Source organism: Pseudonocardia sp. TRM90224 (assembly GCF_021245725.1).
Lineage (GTDB): Bacteria > Actinomycetota > Actinomycetes > Mycobacteriales > Pseudonocardiaceae > Pseudonocardia.
On sequence record NZ_JAJGSX010000019.1, the window covers coordinates 92,412 to 109,467 of the forward strand.

Consider the following 17,056-nt stretch of genomic DNA (forward strand, 5'->3'; position numbering starts at 1 on the left):
CTGATCATGGACATCGGGCTGGTTCTGCAGGCCGACCCGCCTGCGCAGAAGGTCGTCGACCTGATGGTGCGCGCCGACGGGCTCGGGTTCACGCACGGCTGGACGTTCGACTCGCACGTGCTGTGGCAGGAGCCGTACGTCATCTACCCGCGGATTCTGGAGCACACCGAACGGCTCGTCGTGGGCCCGATGGTGACCAACCCCGCGACCCGCGACTGGTCGGTCATCGCCTCGATGCACGCCACGCTGCACGAGTCGTTCGGCAACCGGACGGTCTGCGGCATCGGCCGCGGCGACTCCGCCGTGCGCGTGCAGGGCCGGCCGCCGACGACGCTCGCGCGGCTGGAGGCGTCGATCCACGTCATCCGCGAGCTGGCCGAGGGCCGGCCCGTCGACATCGAGGGCACGACCGTCCGGATCCCGTGGGTCGCGGAAGGCACGCGGCTGCCGGTCTGGGGCGCCGGGTACGGCCCGAAGGCGCTCGACCTCATCGGGCGGGTCGCCGACGGGTTCATCCTGCAGCTCGCCGACCCGTACCTGGTGGAGTGGACGGTCAAGACCGTCCGCGCCGCCGCCACCGCCGCCGGCCGCGACCCCGGCGACGTGACGATCTGCGTCGCGGCGCCCGCATACGTCGGCGACGACCTCGCGCACGCGCGCGACCAGTGCCGCTGGTTCGGCGGGATGGTCGGCAACCACGTCGCCGACCTCGTCACGCGCTACGGCGAGAGCAGCGCGGCCGTGCCGGCCGAGCTGACGTCGTACATCAAGGGCCGCGAGGGCTACGACTACTCCCACCACGGTCGCGCCGGCAACCGCACCACCGACTTCGTGCCCGACGAGGTCGTCGACCGCTTCTGCCTGCTCGGCCCGGCCACTGCGCAGCAGGAACGGCTCGCGCAGCTGGAAGAGCTGGGGGTGGACCAGTTCGCGATCTACGCGATGCACGACCAGCGGGAGGAGACGATCGAGGCGTACGGGAGCGCGGTGATCCCGGCCTTGGTGTAACCGGGGTGCCGGATGTAACCGGTGTGAGAGTCCCGTGAGACGCGCGCGCCCGATCGTGGTGCCCGCGGCCGGACCCGTGGCCGCGGAACGGGGGAACTCCGATGAAGGGACGCGCACGCGTCACGCTGATGGCGTCGGTCGTGCTGGCCGCCGGGCTGGTGCTGCCCGGCACGGCCGCCGCACAGGAGTCGACGTGCGGCGGAAAGCCGGTGACGATCTACGCGCAGCCGGGGATCACGACGTACGGCACCCAGGGCGACGACGTCATCCGGGGCACGGACGGTCCTGACCGGATCCACGGCCGGCAGGGCAACGACCTGATCTGCTCCGCGTGGGGCAACGACGAGGTGCATGCCGGTCAGGGGGTGGACAGCGTGTGGGCCGGCGAGGGCGACGACGTCGTCTACGTGAACGACTACGGCGAGGTCGACCATGCCGACGGCGGCAAGGGCACGGACAAGGCGTTCGTGAACTCCGTGGACACGTACGAGCGGATGGAGGAGGTCGTCGTCTCCTGATCCACCGCACACGGCCCGCGGTGTCGTCACACCGGACATGACCTGTGTCAGGCACCACGGGCTGTGTGTCGTCGTGCCCGCTGCTGCCGTGTAATGGGCGTGAGAGGCCGATGAGACGGGTGCCCCCGACGGTGGGCGCATGGCGGAGGTCGGGATCATCGGCGGGCGCGGCGCCCCGGCGTCGAGCGAAGCCGTCATCGATCTCTCGGCGATAGCCGGGAACACGGCGGTCGCTCGGCGCCTGACATCCGCCGCGGTGATGGCGGTGATGAAAGGCCCACGCATCGAGGCGCCGATCCTCGCGTGGATCTTCCCCGTCGATCTCGGCATCGGTGCCTCCGATCCCGACCACGTCGTCGTCCTCGCGCCGGGCTCCGGCGGCGAGCCGACCGTCACCGAATGGGCCACGTGGGCGGGCACGATCCCGCACGAGGTCCTCACCTGGATCGGGACGCGCGTGCGCCGCCGCTGGATCGGCGCGGTACCCGACCTTCCCCCGCAGCGCGCCCGGAGGCCCGTCATGCCTGAACCCCGTACGACCGTCGCCGTTGTGTTCGGCGGCCGCAGCGGCGAGCACCCCGTCTCGTGCCTTTCGGCGGCCAGCATCCTGGCCCACCTCGACCGCTCCCGATTCACCGCCGTGCCCGTGCGGATCGAACGCGACGGCGGCTGGTCCATCGGCGTCGACGACCCGGCGGCCTACTCCGACGGCGGCGCGAAGACCGTCGAGGCGCTCGACCGGCGGATGGTGCCCCGCGCGGGAGGCGCGAGCGTCAGCGAGTCGCTGCTCCGTGGGATCGAGCTGCTGCGCAGCTGCGACGTCGTCTTCCCCGCCATCCACGGCCCGTTCGGTGAGGACGGCACCCTGCAGTCGTGCGTCGCCGCGGCCGGCGTGCCGTTCGTGGGCAGCGGCGTGCTGTCGAGCGCGCTCGCGATGGACAAGGTGCGCACCAAGCACGTGCTCGCAGCCGAGGGCCTCACCGTCGCCGACGGCATGGTGCTGACCGATCGGGCGCCGGACATGCCGGCATCGGCTCGCGAACGGCTCGGGCTGCCGGCGTTCGTCAAGCCGTCGCGGTCGGGATCGAGCCTCGGCGTGACCCGCATCGACGACTGGGCGCAGCTACCGGCCGCGGTCGCGCACGCCCGGACATACGACACGACCGTGCTGGTCGAATCGGCAGTGCCGGGCCGCGAGATCAACATCGGGGTGCTGGAGTGGCCCGACGCGACGCTCACCTCCAGCCCACCGATGGAGATCGTGGTGGCCGGCGGCGGCATCTTCGACTTCGCCGCGAAGTACCTCGACCCGTCGACCGGGTTCATCGTCCCCGCCGACATCCCCGGCGACGTCCGCCGCCGGATGGGCGAGCTCGCGATGCTCGCCTTCGAAGCACTGGGCTGCAGCGGGCTGCTGCGCGTCGACTTCTTCCTCCGACCCGACGGCGAGCTGGTGGTCAACGAGGTCAACACGTTCCCCGGCTTCACCGCCGGCTCCCAGTACCCGCGGATGTGGGCGGCGGCCGGCATGGACTGCACGACGCTGTTGAGCACGCTCATCGACACCGCGCTCGCCAGCCGCGAAGACCTGCGCGGGGCGCCCTCTTTGATTTGCGGGTGGTGAGGGCTGCCGCGACAGCCATCAGCACCCGCAAGTCGGCCAGCCCAGCCGGTCAGACCGTGCGGATCGTCGCCATCATCGCCATGTCCTCGTGTTCGAGGTTGTGGCAGTGCATCACGAACCGGCCGGTGTACTTCGAGAACCGCACCGCCACGTCGACGATCTCGGCGGGCGGCAGGTCCACCGTGTCCTTCCAGCCCACGTCGGACGGGCCGGGGCCGCCGTTGCCGCGGCGCAGCACCTGGAACGAGTCGAGGTGCACGTGCACGGGGTGGTGGACGTCGGTGACGAACCGCCAGACCTCGGTGCGGTCGAGCGGGATGTCCGCGATCGACGTGGCCGGGTCGAACCCCGTGCCGTTGATCGTCCACCCCCTGTGGTCGCCGACCTTGCCGCGGGCGAAGGTGAACGTGCGGACGGGCGCGCCGGTGACGTCGAGCGGTTCGATCTCGGAGAGCCGCTCGGGGATCCGGCTGTCGTCGCTGCCCCGTCGGGCGACGACGAACCGCATGATCTCGCCCGTCCGGCCGGATCCCAGCTCGTTCACCATCGTGACGGCCGTGCCGACCGGCACCTCGGAGAAGTCCACCACCACGTCGAACCGCTCCCCTGCCGAGACGAGCAGCGCGTCGTGCGGGACGGGCTCGGCGAGCAGGCCGCCGTCGGAGCCGATCTGGACGAGCGGGACGGGCCGGCCGTCGTCCGTGCGCAGCGCGATCCGGTAGCGCCGCGCGTTGGATGCGTTGAGGATGCGCAGCCGGTGGCGCGCGGTGTCGACCTCGTGCACCGGCCACGGCGCCCCGTTGACCAGCACGACGTCGCCGAGCACGCCCTCCATCCAGTCGGCTTCGACGCCCGGGAGGGAGCGCATGCCCTGGTCGAGGCCGGGGTAGGCGAACGAGCCGTCGGCCGCGAAGGAGCGGTCGCAGATCATCAGCGGCAGCTCGCGCTCACCGCGCGGCAGGGGGAGCGCGTCCTCTACGTCGTCGCGCACGATGTGGAAGCCCGCGAGCCCGCGGTAGACGGCCGGCGCGGTGAAGTCCATGCGGTGGTCGTGGTACCAGAGCGTCGACGCGCGCTGCGTCATCGGGTAGCGGTGCTCCCGCTCCCCCGCAACGACGTCACCGGTCATGCCGTGGTGCTGCGTCCATCCCGCGGTGTCCCCGGCCGGCAGCACGAGGTCGAGCGGCCAGCCGTCGCTGTCCGACGGGGTGTGGCCGCCATGCAGGTGCGCGACGGTCGGCACCGGCAGCTCGTTGCGGTGGCGCACCACGACGGGCCGGCCGGAGCGGGTCTCGAAGGTCGGACCGGGGAAGATCCCGTCGTACCCGAGTATCGGCGTCCGGTACCCGGGGATGATCTCCGCCTGCGCCACCCGCTGCGTGATCCGGTAGAGGTCGGCCCCGGTCGGGTCGACGCCGACCGGTCGGGCGACGGGCGGCACCGGCAGCGGCACCAGGAACGGCGGCGGCAGCGGCAACGCGCTCACCAGCTGTTCCCCGGTCTGCCCCGCCGGCGATCCGAGGCTGCCGAGCCCGCCGCAGCCGGCCACGGCGACCCCCGCGGCGGCGCCGCCGAGCAGCCCCAGGAACGACCTGCGCGAGACGTGCCTCACCGCGGGCTCCGGGCGGCCCCGCGGCCACGCGCGGCCGATGCGGTCCACGACCACGCCGCCAACAGCACCGCCGCGGTCACGATCAGCACCCCGAGCGGGACGTGCAGCTGCAGCTCGCGGGAGTACCCCATGCCGATCTGGAAGCCGGTGGCGAGGAAGAGGACCACGACGACGGGCAGCACGAAGACCCGGCCGCGGCCGCCGGTGACGTACGCGATCGCGATCGGGAGCAGCACGAGCAGGTCGTACGCGGCGAGCAGCGACCCGATGGTGCCGTGCACGGCGATGGCGTCGACGTCGCCGGTGAGGAACATGCCCGCCAGCACCGGCTGGCAGAGCACGACCACGAGGTGCAGCGTCGCGGCGGTCCGCATCAGCCACAGCGTCACGCAGGGTCGCCGGGTGACGACGGGAGGGTCGGTGGTGAGCACGTTCTTCACGTTATACGTAGCCTGCCTACATGTGCATCGGGGATTTCCCTGAACCAAGCCCGGATGCGTCACACCGATCGCTAGGTAGAATCCCTACACGTGAGACCTGATGCGGTACGCGGCCACCTCGACGGTCTGATCCTCGCCGTGCTGGAGTCGGGGCCCCGGCACGGCTACGCGATCATCGAAGCGCTGCAGGCCCGCAGCGGTGGAGCGCTCGAACTGCCGACCGGCACCGTCTACCCGGCACTGCGCCGGCTGGAGCGGGCCGGGCTGCTCTCCGGCGCGTGGAGCACGGTCGGGGGCCGGGAGCGGCGCACCTACACGCTCACCCGCGCCGGACGGCACACTCTGGGCATGCACCGCACCGAGTGGGCGGAGTTCAGCTCGGTCGTCGAGGCCGTCCTGCGCCCCGCCGGGCCGACGACCGCGAGCGGGTCGTGAGCGCCCCCACCGTCGTGGGCGGCACGATCGCCGCTCACGTCGAGCAGCTCGCCCGCGCGCTGCGCGGCCCCGCACGGTCGCGCGCCAGCATGCTCCGCGAGACCAGGGAGGGCCTCGAAGACGCCGCGGCCGCCCATCGCGAGGGCGGACTGGCCCCCGCGGAGGCCGAGGCGCTCGCCGTGCGCCAGTTCGGCAGCGTCCGCCAGATCGCCCCGCTCTACCAGGCCGAGCTGACCGTCCGGCAGAGCCGTCGCACCGCGTTGCTGCTGGCGGTGCTGATGCCGGCGCTGACACACGGCTGGGACATGCTGTGGACGATCGGGATCAGCTGGGAGATGGCCGGCCCGCCGCCGCAGATCGTGCTGACGCTCGCCGACGCGCAGGACAAGATCTCGAACGTCGCGACGGTCGTGGCGGTCGCGTTGCTGCTCATGACGTTCCTGCGGCGGACGCCGTCGCGGTTCACTGGTCGGGCGGTCGCGGCGACGGCGGTGGTGACGGCTCTCGTGACCACAGCGGTGTGCCTCGGCATGCAGCTGGGCAACTCGCGCGGCACCGACGCCATGCTCGCGGCGACCCCGCTGGCCGCCGTCGCGTTCGTCGTCAGCTCGATCGCCCTAGCAGTGATGATCTTCTCGGGGCTGCGGACGCTCTACGTCACGCGCGGGGAGCGACCACGCCGTTGATCATGGCGCCGGCCACGAACGCGCCGTAGCGTGCCGCCGACCAGCCACGTTCGACCACCAGCAGCTCGTACACCTCGGGGGCGTGCAGGGTCCACAGGATGTCGCGGACCTCGTCGGGCGAGATGTCGCCGCGCACCTGCCCGGTGCCGCGGAGGTCGGCGCCGAAGAGGGTCATCGCACCGAGCATCTCCGCACGCATCTGCTCCCACACCGCCGCGGCGGCGGGGTCGGCGCCGGCCGCGTTGCGCGCGAGCAGCAGCAGCGGCGAGGTGCGCGGCATGATCTCCACGAGGTGCCGCGCGTAGAGCTCGATCTTGCGGCGGGCGTCGGGCTCGGCGACGACCTCGGCGATCGCGTCCCGGTCGGCCATCGCGACCGGCTCGTCGTCGCCGACGACGGAGATGTCGTAGACCGCCTTGAGCAGCGTGGCCTTGTTCGCGAACGCCTTGTAGACCGTCTGCACCGACACCCCGGCCGAGCGCGCGATGTCGGGCATCGAGGTCTCCACGTAGCCCTTCTCCAGGAACAGCCGGCCGGCTTCGACCAGCACCCGGGCGCGGGTCTCCCGCGCCTGCTGCTGGCGCCGGGACGCGTCGTAGCGCCGCCCGGCCTTGACATCTTCCGTCACTTGAGTAGAGACTCCTATATCGAATAGATGGCCCTGTATCGGAATGAGGATGCCATGTCGACGACGCTCGAACCAGTGGTGGCCGAGACGCCCAGGGGGTTGCTCGATGCCGCGCGAGCGCTCGCGCCGGAGCTGGGTGTCCGCGCGCTCGAAGCCGAGCGGCTCGCGACGATGCCGCCCGACCTCGTCGAGACGGTCCGTCGAGCCGGGCTCTTCCGGCTGGCGACGCCACGGCTGCTCGGCGGCGCGGAGCTGCCGGCGGCGGCGGTCGTCGAGGTGGTCGAGGAGCTGAGCCGCGCCGACGGGTCGGCCGGCTGGAGCGTCCTGATCGGCAACGCGACCGCGTTCCTCGCGTGGCTCGAACCCGCCGTCGCGCTGGACCTGCTCGGCGGGCGCACCGACGCGATCGGCGCGGGCGTGTTCGCGCCGAGCGGCCGGCTCGTGCCCGACGGCGAGGGGCGGTTCCGGCTCAGCGGGCGGTGGGGGTTCAGCAGCGGCTGCCGGCACGCCGACTGGTACGTCAACGGCGCCATGGTGTTCGACGGCGACGGACCGCGGATGGTGCCCGGTCGCGGGCCCGACTGGCGGATGGCCGCGTTCCCGGCCACGGCGGGGCAGGTCGTCGAGAACTGGGACGTCGCAGGGCTGCGCGGCACCGGGAGCCACGACGTCGTCGCGCACGACCTGCCCGTCGCGGCCGAGCACCTGTCGATCCCCTTCGCCGAGCCCGCCCGCCACGACGGCCCGCTGTGGCGCTTCCCGTTCTTCACACTCGCCGGGACGTTCCTGGCCGGGTTCCCGCTGGGGGTGGCGAGGCGCGCGCTCGACGAGCTGGCGACGTTCGCGCCGACGAAGGTGCGCGCGCCGAGCACCGCACCCATCGCCGAGGACGCCGACCTGCAGGTCGCGCTCGCCCGCGCCGAAGGCGGGCTGCAGTCGGCGCGGGCGCTCGTGTTCGACACGATCGGGTCGATGTGGACGAGCGCCTGCGCGGGCGACGTGCCCGATGTCGAGCAACGCGGCCGCTTCCTGCTGGCCACGCAGCAGGCGATGCGAGCAGCGATCACGGCGTCGACATCGCGTTCCGCTTCGGCGGCGCCGGCGCGCTGCAGGCGACGCACCCGCTGCAGCGGTGCTTCCGCGACGTCCACGCCGCCGCACAGCACATCTGGTTCTCCCCCGCGGCGGCCAAGCGCTACGCCAAGCTCCGGCTGGGGATCGAGCAGCCGACGTTCTGGTTCTAGGGTCGACGGTCGGCGACCCGGGCACCCACGCCGCAGCGGAACTCCGAGCAGCGGTAGATGTGCTCGACCGGGTGCACCCGGTTCATGGCGCCGTGTCGTCGGCAGGCCGGCTTGCTGGCCTCGTCCTGCAGGACGAGGCCGGTGGTGACGTCCCCGTCGTCGTCGGGCAGCCACGTCTTGTTGGCGCGGCGCGCGTCGGACAGGTCGGTCAGGTGCAGCGATGACATCACGTTCCTCCGTGACCCTCAACTGGCTGTCGAGTTCATCGACGAGGCTATGCGGACATGCGGTGCTGGTGCCACGTAAAACCGGGAAACACCGACCGAAGCTGTCAAGGTTGCCTGTGACAGTTGCTGTCATGACTACGCACGGCAAGCCGCTGGCAGGGAAGATCGCGCTGGTCACCGGCGCGACGAGAGGCGCGGGGCGGGGTATCGCCACGGAGCTGGGTGCGGCGGGTGCCACCGTCTACGTGACCGGGCGCAGCACGAGGGCGCAGCGCTCGGAGTACAACCGGGCCGAGACGATCGAGGAGACCGCCGAGCTGGTGACGGCGGCGGGCGGCACAGGCATCGCCGTCCCGACCGACCACACCGTGCCCGAGCAGGTGCAGGCGCTGGTCGAGCGGATCGACGCCGACCACGGGCGGATCGACGTCTTGGTGAACGACATCTTCGGAGGCGACTTCCTCGCCGAGTGGGACACCCCGGTGTGGAAGCACTCGCTCGCCGACGGGCTGCACCTGCTCCGGCTCGCCGTCGACACCCACCTCGTCACGGCGAAGTACGCGTTCCCCCTGCTCATGCGCAGCGACGCGGGGCTCGTCGTCGAGATCACCGACGGCACCGAGGAGTACAACGCCGCGAACTACCGGCTCAACGTCTACTACGACCTCTCGAAGGTCGCGCCGATCCGGCTGGCGCGCAGCTGGGCGCACGAGCTGGGCCCGCACGGTCACACCGCGGTCTGCATCACGCCCGGCTGGCTGCGTTCGGAGCTGATGCTCGACGAGTTCGGCGTCACCGAGGACAACTGGCGCGACGCGTGCGCGAAGGAGCCGCACTTCGTGATCTCCGAGACGCCGCGGTTCATCGGACGGGCCGTCGCGGCGCTCGCCGCCGACCCGGAGCGCAGCCGCTGGCAGGGGCAGTCGCTCTCGTCGGGCGGGCTGGCGAAGGTGTACGGCTTCACCGACGTCGACGGCTCGGCGCCCGACTGCTGGCCATACGTCGTCGAGGTCCAGGACGCCGGGAAACCCGCCGACGCCACCGGCTACCGGTAGTCCCGACGGGCGCTGGCCGACTTGCGGGTGCTCACGGTTGTCGCGGCAGCCCTCAGCACCCGCAACTCAGGAGGCCGGCGGGCCGATGTGCACCGGGTCGTCCGCGTGGATCGTCCCTCCGGTCACGACCTCCGCGTAGACCCCGGCGCACGGCATCGCGCCGGTTCCCAGCACGTCGATCCGGTTCTCGGCCAGCGGGGTGCGGACGGCGTGCAGCGCGCGGGGCAGCTCGCCGTGTTCGAGCGTCGGCACCGAGCAGCGCGGTGTGGGCAGCGTGACCCGCAGCCGCACCTCGCCGATCGTGACCTCCCGCCCGCGCCACCCGTTCTCTGCGAACGGCGGGCCGGGTGGGGTCGCGATCACCACGTTGGGCCGGTAGCGCAGGGCCTCGGTGCCGATGTGCTCGACGGTCGCCGTCGTGATCAGGTGCACCGGCGAGTGGTCGACGAACGTGCCGCCCGGGGTGCCCAGCGCGATCTCCACGGTCGCGAACGGCACCTCGGCCTCGACGCCGCTCGCGATCACGTCCTCCGGCGCGGGCCGCTCTACCGACGCCCCGTCGGGTCGTTCCGCGGCGAGCCGCACCGGCCGGCCGAGCACCTCCGAGAGCACCTCACCCACCTGCGAGCCGGCGGCGTCGAGCACGCTGCCGTCCGGCAACGTGATCGACACCGAGCCGTCGTCGCCGCGGGTGGCGCTCAGCTGCAGCAGCCGGCGCCACAACCGCGGGTGCTTCGCCGTGGCGATCCGCCCGCTCGACGTGTCGATCAACGCGAGCGCGCGGTCGCCGTCGAACCCACCCGCGGCGACGCGCACCGCGGCGAGCTCCTCGCCGAGCATGGACTTGACCGGGTAGCGCCGCAGCGCGGCAACCGTCCCGACAGGCGTCACAGGCCGTTGGCGGCGAGCCACTCCTTGGCCACCGTCTCGACGTTCGGCCGGTCGGGCGCGGCGAGCTTGCGGTTGAGCTCGATCAGGCCCTCGGTGGTGAGCTTCGCCGAGATCGCGTTGAGCGCCGCGGTGACCTCAGGGGTCGCCTTGTTCTTGTTGATCAGCGGCACGACGTTCTGCGCGGCGAAGTTGTTCTTCGGGTCCTCCAGCGCGACGAAGCCGTTGTCCTCGATGGCGGGGTCGGTCGTGAAGAGGTCGGCGGCCTGCACGGTGCCGTCCTTCAGCGCCGCGACGGTGAGCGGGCCGCCCGTGTCGAGCGCCTTGAACTCCTTGAACGTGCAGCCGTAGGTCGCGGTGATACCGGGCAGGCCGTCGGGCCGCGCCTGGAACTCCGACGGGCCACCGAAGACGAGGTTGCCGCAGGCGGTGCTGTAGTTCTCCAGCGACTTGCCGTACTGCGCCGCCGTCGCGGCGGTGACCACCACGGCGTCCTTGTTCTCCGCCTTCGACTGCTCCAGCACCGTCAGCGGCGCGGGCACCGCCGTCTTGAGCGCGGTATAGACGTCATCCGGGGAGGTCTGCTTCGCGGTCTTGTCGATGTACTGCAGCAGCGTGCCGGAGTAGTCGGGCACCAGGTCGAACGAGCCGTCCTTGAGACCCGGGAAGTAGATCTCGCGGCTGCCGATGCTGAACTTCCGCTCGACCTTGCTGCCCTTCGCCTCGAGCGACTGGGCGTAGATCTCCCCGAGCAGCCGGCTCTCCGGGAAGTCCTGCGACGCGATGCTGATCGTGTCGGACGGCGCGGGCCCGCCCCCGGTGTTCGGCGCGAGCGGGTCGCCGCCGCCACCGCCGCACCCGGCGAGCAGCAGCAGTCCCGCCGTTCCTGCGGCGAGCAAGGTGGTGGTGCGCTTCATCGTTTGACTCCTGCCAGTTCAGGGGCGGGGGACGGGTCGTCGGGCTGCGCGGGCTCCGGGGTGCTCGCGACGTCGGCGGTCGGGGAACGGCGGGCGCCACCGCTTGCGCGCAGGCCCGGTGAGACCACCGAGCGCTGCACGAGCGCGAGCACGCCCTCGACCGCGAGCGCGAGCGCCGCGACGAGCAACGCGCCGGCCGCCATCTGCGGGTAGTCGCGGATGCGGAGGCCGTCGAAGATGTAGCGGCCGAAGCCGCCGAAGCTGACGAACGACGCGACGGCGGCCGTCGCGATCACCTGCAGCGCAGCGGACCGCAGCCCGCCGAGGATCAACGGCAGCGCGTTGGGCAGCTCGACCTTGAACAGCACCTGCTGCTCACGCATGCCGACGCCACGCGCGGCGTCGACCACCGCGGGGTCGACGTTGCGGATGCCGGCGTAGGCGCCGGCGAGCAGCGGCGGGATCGCGAGGATCGAGAGCGCGATGACCACCGGGATCAGCCCGATGCCCATGAAGAGCACGAGCAGGATCAGCACACCGAGCTCGGGCAGGGCGCGCAGCCCGTTGGCGAGCCCGACGATGAGGAAGCTGCCCTTGCCGGTGTGGCCGACGGCCAGCCCGATGGGCAGCGCCACGACCAGCCCGATCAGCAGCGCGAGCCCGCTGTAGTAGAGGTGCTCCAGCAGCCGGATCGGCACCCCGCCGCTACCGCTCCAGTGCGCGGGGTCGGCGAACCAGGAGACGAGCTGGTTCAGGATGTTCACGCTTTGCTCCTAGCGCCGGCACCGGCCCGGACCCACGGTGTGATGTACCGGCCGAGCAGGAGCAGCAGCGCGTCGGCCAGCAGGGCCAGCACCACGATGAGCACCACCCCGATGATGATCTTGGTGGGGAAGAACTCCTGGAAACCCTGTGTAAGCAGCGCGCCGAGCCCGCCGACGCCGATCAGTGCGCCGACGCTGACCAAGCTGATGTTGGAGACCGTCGCCACGCGCAGGCCCGCGATCAGCACCGGGACTGCGAGCGGCAGCTCCACCGACACGAACCGGCGCCCCGGCCGGAAGCCCATCGCCGTCGCGGCCGCGACGACCATCGACGGCACGGCGGCCAGCGCGTCGGCGACCGAGCGGACGAGCAGCGCGACGGTGTAGACGGTGAGCGCGATCTGGATGTTCAGCGGGCTGTCGATCCGGGTGCCGAGCACGCCGGGCAGCATCACGAACAGCACGATCGACGGGATCGTGTAGAGCAGCCCGGCCGCCGGCACGAGCACCGCGCGCAGCGCCGGGCTGCGGTTGGCCAGCCAGCCGAGCGGGACCGAGACGACGAGCGCGACCACCACCGGGATCAGCGAGAGCTGCAGGTGCTGCAGCAGCTGCTGGCCGATGGTGCCGAGGTTGCGCGGGATCCAGTCCCAGAGGATCACGGTGGCCGCCCTCAGCTCGGCTGCTCGTCGCGGCGGGTGGCGTCGAGCGCGCGCAGCACGTCGTCGGCGCTGATGGCGCCGGCGACCGCACCCTGGGCGTCGACGGCAACACCCTGGCCGGACGGTGAGGAGAGCGCGGCGTCGAGCGCGCTGCGCAGCGAGCCGGAGCCGATCTCGTAGAGCGAGCCGCCGGGAACGAGACGATCGGCGCTGACCGTCTCCAGGCCCTCGCGCTGCTCGGCGCCGAGCCAGCCCTGCGGGCGGCGTTCGCCGTCGACGACGAGCACCCACTCCTCGCCGGCCGGCGCAGCCTCGCCGATGGTGACGGTTTTCAGCTCGCCGAGCGGGATCTCGTCGGAAGAGAGGAACCCGAGGCCGCGGTAGCCGCGGTCGCGGCCCACGAAGTTGTCGACGAAGTCGTCGACCGGGCGCGCGAGCAGCACACCCGGCTCGTCGTACTGCGCGAGCTTGCCGCCGACGCGCAGCACGGCGACCTTGTCGCCGAGCTTGACGGCCTCGTCGATGTCGTGGGTGACGAACACGATCGTCTTGCCCAGCTCCGACTGCAGCCGCAGCAGCTCGTCCTGCAGGCTCTCGCGCACGACCGGGTCGACGGCGCTGAACGGCTCGTCCATCAGCAGCACCGGGGGGTCGGCCGCGAGCGCGCGGGCGACGCCGACGCGCTGCTGCTGGCCGCCGGACAGCTGCGACGGGTAGCGCTGCGCCATCTCCGGAGCGAGCCCGACGATCTCCATCAGCTCGGTGGCCCGCTTGCGGGCCTTGATCTTGTTCCAGCCGAGCAGCAGCGGGACCGTCGCGATGTTGTCGACGATCGTGCGGTGCGGGAACAGCCCGGCGTGCTGGATGACGTAGCCGATGCCGCGGCGCAGGTCGGCGGCATCGGACTGCATGATGTCGTTGCCGTTGACCAGGATCTGCCCGTCGCTCGGCTCGATCATCCGGTTGATCATGCGGAGCGAGGTCGTCTTCCCGCAGCCGGACGGGCCGACGAAAACCGTGATCTTCCCTGCGTCGACCTTGAGGTCGAGGTTGTCGACTGCGACTGTGCCGTCGGGGAAGCGCTTGGTCACGCCCCGGAACTCGATCACCCGAGGGACCTCCGTGTTCACCGACGACCCCTTGCCGGTCGTCGCGTCGCAGAAGGCTATCCCCAACCACCGACACTCGCGACATCCGTGATGTTTCCGCGACCGCGTTCCCTCTGCGGGGCCCGTGCGCTATACCCGGCAAATGGATGTGGATCGTGCTGCGGCGCCGCCCGCGGTCGTGGTCGACGGATCGAGCCTGACCTGCGCCGATGTGGTTTCCGTTGCCCGTGGCGAAACGGGTGTCACGCTTGATGCGAAAGCGCTGCGCAGAGCCGAAGAAGCGAACGCATTGGCGGCGCGGATCGTCGAGGTGCGCCCGCTCTACGGCCGCACGACCGGGGTCGGGGCGAACCGCATCGAGATCGTCGAGGAGGACGGGCGGGGGCACGCGCTGCGCCTGCTGCGCAGCCACGCGAGCGGCACCGGGCCGATGGAGCCGGTCGAGCGCGCGCGAGCGCTGATGCTCGTGCGGCTCAACCAGCTGGCGGCCGGCGGCTCCGGGGTGGCTCCCGGCGTGCTGGGCGTGCTCGCGTCCGCATTGGAGGCCGGCGCGGTGCCGGCCGTGCACCAGTTCGGCTCGATCGGCACCGGCGACCTGTGCGCGCTCGCCGAGCTCGGCCTCACGCTGGGCGGCGAGCTGCCGTGGCTGCGCGGCAACGCCCCGACCGTCGAGCTGACCAGGGCCGACGCGCTCGCGCTGATCAGCAGCAACGCCGCGACCATCGGTGAGGCGGTGCTCGCGCACCACGACCTGACCGTGCTGCTCTCGGCGGCCGAGGTGGTGGCGGCGCTGTCGTTCGTCGCGCTCGGCGGCGCCGCAGAGGCCTACGGCGCCCCGGTGCAGGCCGCGCGGGCGCACGCCGGCCAGGTGATCGTCGCGCGGCGGATGCGCGACCTGCTCGGGTTCGCCGCGACGTCGCGGGCGGGGCGGCGGCTGCAGGACCCGTTCAGCCTGCGCGCGGTGCCGCAGGTGCACGGCACGGCCGTCGACGCGCTCGCCCGGCTCGGCGACGTGCTGCACGTCGAGATCAACGCGCGCGCCGAGAACCCGCTGCTCGACGTCGGCACGTCCGACGCGTGGCACAACGCCAACTTCCACACCGGCTACCTCGCGCACGCGCTCGACTCCGCGCGCGCGGCCGTGTACCCGGTCGCGGAGCTGTCGGCGGCCCGGCTCGGCGACCTCGTCGACCCCGACGCGACCGGCCTCGCCGCGTTCCTCGCCGACGGCCCGCCCGGGAGCTCGGGCGTGATGGCGCTGGAGTACGTCGCGCAGGACGGGGTGGCGCAGCTGCGGCACACGACGCTGCCGGCGACGCTGGGCAGCGCGGTGATCTCGCGCGGCCTCGAGGACCACGCCAGCTACTCGACGCACGCGGCGCGGCTGGCCACCACCGCCGTCCCGGCGCTGCGGGTCGTGCTGGCGACCGAACTGGTCGCCGCGGTGCGCGCGATCGGGATGGACGGCGGCCTCTTCGGCGACCTCGGGCTCGGCACCGCGTACACCCGCGCGCGCGAGGTGCTCGACATCGACACGACCGACCGGTCGCTGTCCGGCGACCTCGAACGGGCCGGTGAACTTGTCGCCGAGTACGGGCGTCGTCACGCGGAGGAGCCGGAACACCCGTAGGCTCGCCCGAGTGCAGCGCCGTCGCCGGACGACCCTGAAGGACGTCGCGGCCGCCACCGGGCTGTCCCCCGCCGCTGTTTCCTACGCGCTGCGAGGGCTGCAGGTGCCGGCCGAGACGCAGGAGCGGGTGCGCGCAGCGGCCAAGGAGCTCGGCTACGAGGTCAACCCGATCGCGCGTGCGCTCGCCAGCGGGCGCACCGGGACCGTCGGGGTGCTGTGCGGCTCGCTGGGCGACCTCTGGCAGCAGAGCCTCGCCGTCGCGCTCTCGCGCGGGCTGCTCGCCAACGACCGCTACGCGATCATCACCGACGCCAACGGCGAGCCGGAGCGCGAGCGGCAGCTGGCCCGCCAGTTGCGCGACCAGCAGGTCGACGGCGTGCTCGTCTCACCGCTCGACCCGGCTGCCGACTACTGGGGCGACCTGTCCGCCGCCGTCCCCGTCGTGACGATCGGCGACGCGCTGCCGGCCGCGCCGAAGGCGGGCTGCGTGCTGTTCGACAACCGCCACGGCGTCGGGATGGCCCTCGATCACCTCGCCGGGCTCGGGCACCGCAAGGTCGGCGTGCTCACCCCGTCGCTGCCGAGCACACCCGACCGGCCGGCCGGTGTGTTCGCCCAGCAGCACGGCGAAGAGTTGGGGCTGGAGGTCGTGCTGGTCGGCTCGCCCGCTTCGGTCGCCGGTGCGGCGGAGGCGGCGGCCGAGGTGCTCGCCGTCGGCGACCGACCGACCGCGATGTTCTGCCTGAGCGACTCGATGGCGTACGGCTGCTACCTGGCGGCGAGCGGGCTCGGCCTCTCGGTGCCCGCCGACCTCTCCGTGCTCGGCTACGACGACCACGAGACGGCGGAGCTGGTCGTCCCGGCGCTCACGACGTTCCACTGGGACGCCGCGGGGATCGTCGATGCCGCCGTCGCCCAGCTGGTGCGGGCGATCGAGTCGAGCGGGCGGCGACGCACCCAGGTGTTCCGGCCGGAGCTGCGCGAACGCGGCTCGACGGCCCGAGCCCCGACCCGGACCACGACCCGGACGAGCGCTCAGCGGGGGCGCAGCTCCTCTTCGTAGTCGACCGACGTGCGGCGCAGCACGCCGTCGTCGCCGAAGGAGTACTGGCCCATCTTGGTCAGCGGCGGCGAGTAGGCGTGGATCGTTACCGACGTCGCGGCGACCCCGGCCATCCGGTGGATGTGGTCGGGCCCGAACGTGAACGACTCGCTCTCGGCGAAGTCCTCGAGCAGCGGTTCGCCGGCGAGCCGCAGCGTGCTCTGGCGCACTACCCCGTCGACGACGACGACGGCACCGGACGAGGCGTCGTGGTCGTGCCACCCCGTGTCGTCCGCGGCGCCCTTCCAGCAGAGCAACCAGACGTCCAGAACGCCGTCGCGGTGCAGCGAGACGTAGTGGCGTCCGTCCGACTCGAACGAGACCAGGTGCCGCCACTTCTCGGGGTGCGCGGCCAGGTCCATGACATGTTGCTGAAGCTCGGCGCGGGTCATCCCGGCGGGCCGGACGGGCCGGTCGGCGATCGCGGTCATGGGTGTCTCCGGGGCTACTGAAGCGAATCACTGAAACGCATCACTGATGCGCTTCAGTTAAGCGCTTCACTGCCCC

18 protein-coding genes and 1 pseudogene are annotated in these 17,056 nt (G+C 72.2%); 9 read left to right on the forward strand and 10 right to left on the reverse strand.

Annotated elements, in window-relative coordinates; genetic code table 11:
- Positions 1-6: 6 nt before the first annotated feature.
- The 3 genes from LL648_RS24560 to LL648_RS24570 all read left to right on the forward strand — a co-directional run bounded on the left by LL648_RS24560 (position 7) and on the right by LL648_RS24570 (position 3,150).
- Positions 7-1,008 (forward strand): TIGR03842 family LLM class F420-dependent oxidoreductase, encoded by a 1,002-nt coding sequence (locus LL648_RS24560; protein ID WP_232665057.1) that lies wholly within the window; start codon positions 7-9, stop codon positions 1,006-1,008.
- Positions 1,009-1,109: 101 nt separating this feature from the next.
- The gene (locus LL648_RS24565; RefSeq protein WP_232665058.1) at positions 1,110-1,526 is read left to right on the forward strand and encodes a hypothetical protein; all 417 of its coding nucleotides are present in this window, start codon (positions 1,110-1,112) and stop codon (positions 1,524-1,526) included.
- Positions 1,527-1,665: 139 nt separating this feature from the next.
- Complete coding sequence (locus LL648_RS24570) at positions 1,666-3,150, forward strand: D-alanine--D-alanine ligase (RefSeq protein WP_308190394.1); 1,485 nt, start codon at positions 1,666-1,668, stop codon at positions 3,148-3,150.
- Positions 3,151-3,199: 49 nt separating this feature from the next.
- Here LL648_RS24570 and LL648_RS24575 read toward each other — a convergent pair whose 3' ends face one another.
- Entirely contained in the window at positions 3,200-4,762 is a 1,563-nt protein-coding gene (locus LL648_RS24575) for a multicopper oxidase family protein (RefSeq protein WP_232665059.1), read from the reverse strand.
- Positions 4,759-5,193: a hypothetical protein gene (locus tag LL648_RS24580; protein WP_232665060.1), complete on the reverse strand. Its 435-nt coding sequence runs from the start codon at positions 5,191-5,193 to the stop codon at positions 4,759-4,761. Before LL648_RS24580 ends, LL648_RS24575 begins: the two co-directional genes overlap by 4 nt.
- 99 nt (positions 5,194-5,292) lie before the next feature.
- Between LL648_RS24580 and LL648_RS24585 the strand changes: the two genes are divergently transcribed.
- Both LL648_RS24585 and LL648_RS24590 read left to right on the forward strand, forming a co-directional pair.
- Positions 5,293-5,637 (forward strand): PadR family transcriptional regulator, encoded by a 345-nt coding sequence (locus tag LL648_RS24585; protein WP_232665061.1) that lies wholly within the window; start codon positions 5,293-5,295, stop codon positions 5,635-5,637.
- A complete protein-coding gene (locus LL648_RS24590) occupies positions 5,634-6,323 on the forward strand; it encodes a permease prefix domain 1-containing protein (protein ID WP_232665062.1) in 690 nt (229 codons plus the stop codon). Before LL648_RS24585 ends, LL648_RS24590 begins: the two co-directional genes overlap by 4 nt.
- On the opposite strand, the gene LL648_RS24595 is transcribed toward LL648_RS24590, so the two are convergent.
- Positions 6,295-6,951 (reverse strand): TetR/AcrR family transcriptional regulator, encoded by a 657-nt coding sequence (locus tag LL648_RS24595; protein WP_232665063.1) that lies wholly within the window; start codon positions 6,949-6,951, stop codon positions 6,295-6,297. The two genes, LL648_RS24590 and LL648_RS24595, sit on opposite strands and share 29 nt — an antisense overlap.
- A gap of 54 nt (positions 6,952-7,005) precedes the next feature.
- Here LL648_RS24595 and LL648_RS24600 point away from each other — a divergent pair.
- Positions 7,006-8,195 (forward strand): annotated as a pseudogene (locus tag LL648_RS24600) (acyl-CoA dehydrogenase family protein).
- On the opposite strand, the gene LL648_RS45805 reads toward LL648_RS24600, so the two are convergent.
- On the reverse strand, positions 8,192-8,422 hold the full coding sequence (locus LL648_RS45805; RefSeq protein ID WP_374112099.1) for a hypothetical protein: 231 nt from the start codon (positions 8,420-8,422) through the stop codon (positions 8,192-8,194). The pseudogene LL648_RS24600 and the gene LL648_RS45805 overlap by 4 nt on opposite strands.
- Positions 8,423-8,553: 131 nt before the next feature.
- Between LL648_RS45805 and LL648_RS24605 the strand changes: the two genes are divergently transcribed.
- Positions 8,554-9,477, forward strand: coding sequence for an SDR family oxidoreductase (locus LL648_RS24605; RefSeq protein ID WP_232665065.1), 924 nt, complete (start codon positions 8,554-8,556; stop codon positions 9,475-9,477).
- Positions 9,478-9,543: 66 nt separating this feature from the next.
- On the opposite strand, the gene LL648_RS24610 is transcribed toward LL648_RS24605, so the two are convergent.
- Genes LL648_RS24610 through LL648_RS24630 form a run of 5 tightly spaced genes read right to left on the reverse strand, consistent with a single transcriptional unit; the run spans position 9,544 to position 13,817 of the window.
- The gene (locus LL648_RS24610; RefSeq protein ID WP_232665066.1) at positions 9,544-10,368 is read right to left on the reverse strand and encodes an MOSC domain-containing protein; all 825 of its coding nucleotides are present in this window, start codon (positions 10,366-10,368) and stop codon (positions 9,544-9,546) included.
- Positions 10,365-11,282: an ABC transporter substrate-binding protein gene (locus tag LL648_RS24615; protein ID WP_232665067.1), complete on the reverse strand. Its 918-nt coding sequence runs from the start codon at positions 11,280-11,282 to the stop codon at positions 10,365-10,367. The genes LL648_RS24610 and LL648_RS24615 overlap by 4 nt, the downstream gene beginning before the upstream one ends.
- On the reverse strand, positions 11,279-12,046 hold the full coding sequence (locus LL648_RS24620) for an ABC transporter permease (protein WP_308190395.1): 768 nt from the start codon (positions 12,044-12,046) through the stop codon (positions 11,279-11,281). Before LL648_RS24620 ends, LL648_RS24615 begins: the two co-directional genes overlap by 4 nt.
- Positions 12,043-12,708: an ABC transporter permease gene (locus LL648_RS24625; RefSeq protein ID WP_232665068.1), complete on the reverse strand. Its 666-nt coding sequence runs from the start codon at positions 12,706-12,708 to the stop codon at positions 12,043-12,045. The genes LL648_RS24620 and LL648_RS24625 overlap by 4 nt, the downstream gene beginning before the upstream one ends.
- Before the next feature lie 11 nt (positions 12,709-12,719).
- Positions 12,720-13,817: an ABC transporter ATP-binding protein gene (locus LL648_RS24630; RefSeq protein WP_232665069.1), complete on the reverse strand. Its 1,098-nt coding sequence runs from the start codon at positions 13,815-13,817 to the stop codon at positions 12,720-12,722.
- 142 nt (positions 13,818-13,959) lie between these two features.
- Between LL648_RS24630 and LL648_RS24635 the strand changes: the two genes are divergently transcribed.
- Both LL648_RS24635 and LL648_RS24640 read left to right on the forward strand, forming a co-directional pair.
- Positions 13,960-15,447 (forward strand): aromatic amino acid ammonia-lyase, encoded by a 1,488-nt coding sequence (locus tag LL648_RS24635; protein ID WP_232665070.1) that lies wholly within the window; start codon positions 13,960-13,962, stop codon positions 15,445-15,447.
- Between the two features lie 10 nt (positions 15,448-15,457).
- The gene (locus LL648_RS24640) at positions 15,458-16,510 is read left to right on the forward strand and encodes a LacI family DNA-binding transcriptional regulator (protein WP_232665071.1); all 1,053 of its coding nucleotides are present in this window, start codon (positions 15,458-15,460) and stop codon (positions 16,508-16,510) included.
- Here the strand turns inward: LL648_RS24640 and LL648_RS24645 are convergent.
- Positions 16,483-16,980 (reverse strand): cysteine dioxygenase, encoded by a 498-nt coding sequence (locus LL648_RS24645; RefSeq protein WP_232665072.1) that lies wholly within the window; start codon positions 16,978-16,980, stop codon positions 16,483-16,485. The genes LL648_RS24640 and LL648_RS24645 overlap by 28 nt on opposite strands.
- Between the last annotated feature and the right edge of the window lie 76 nt (positions 16,981-17,056).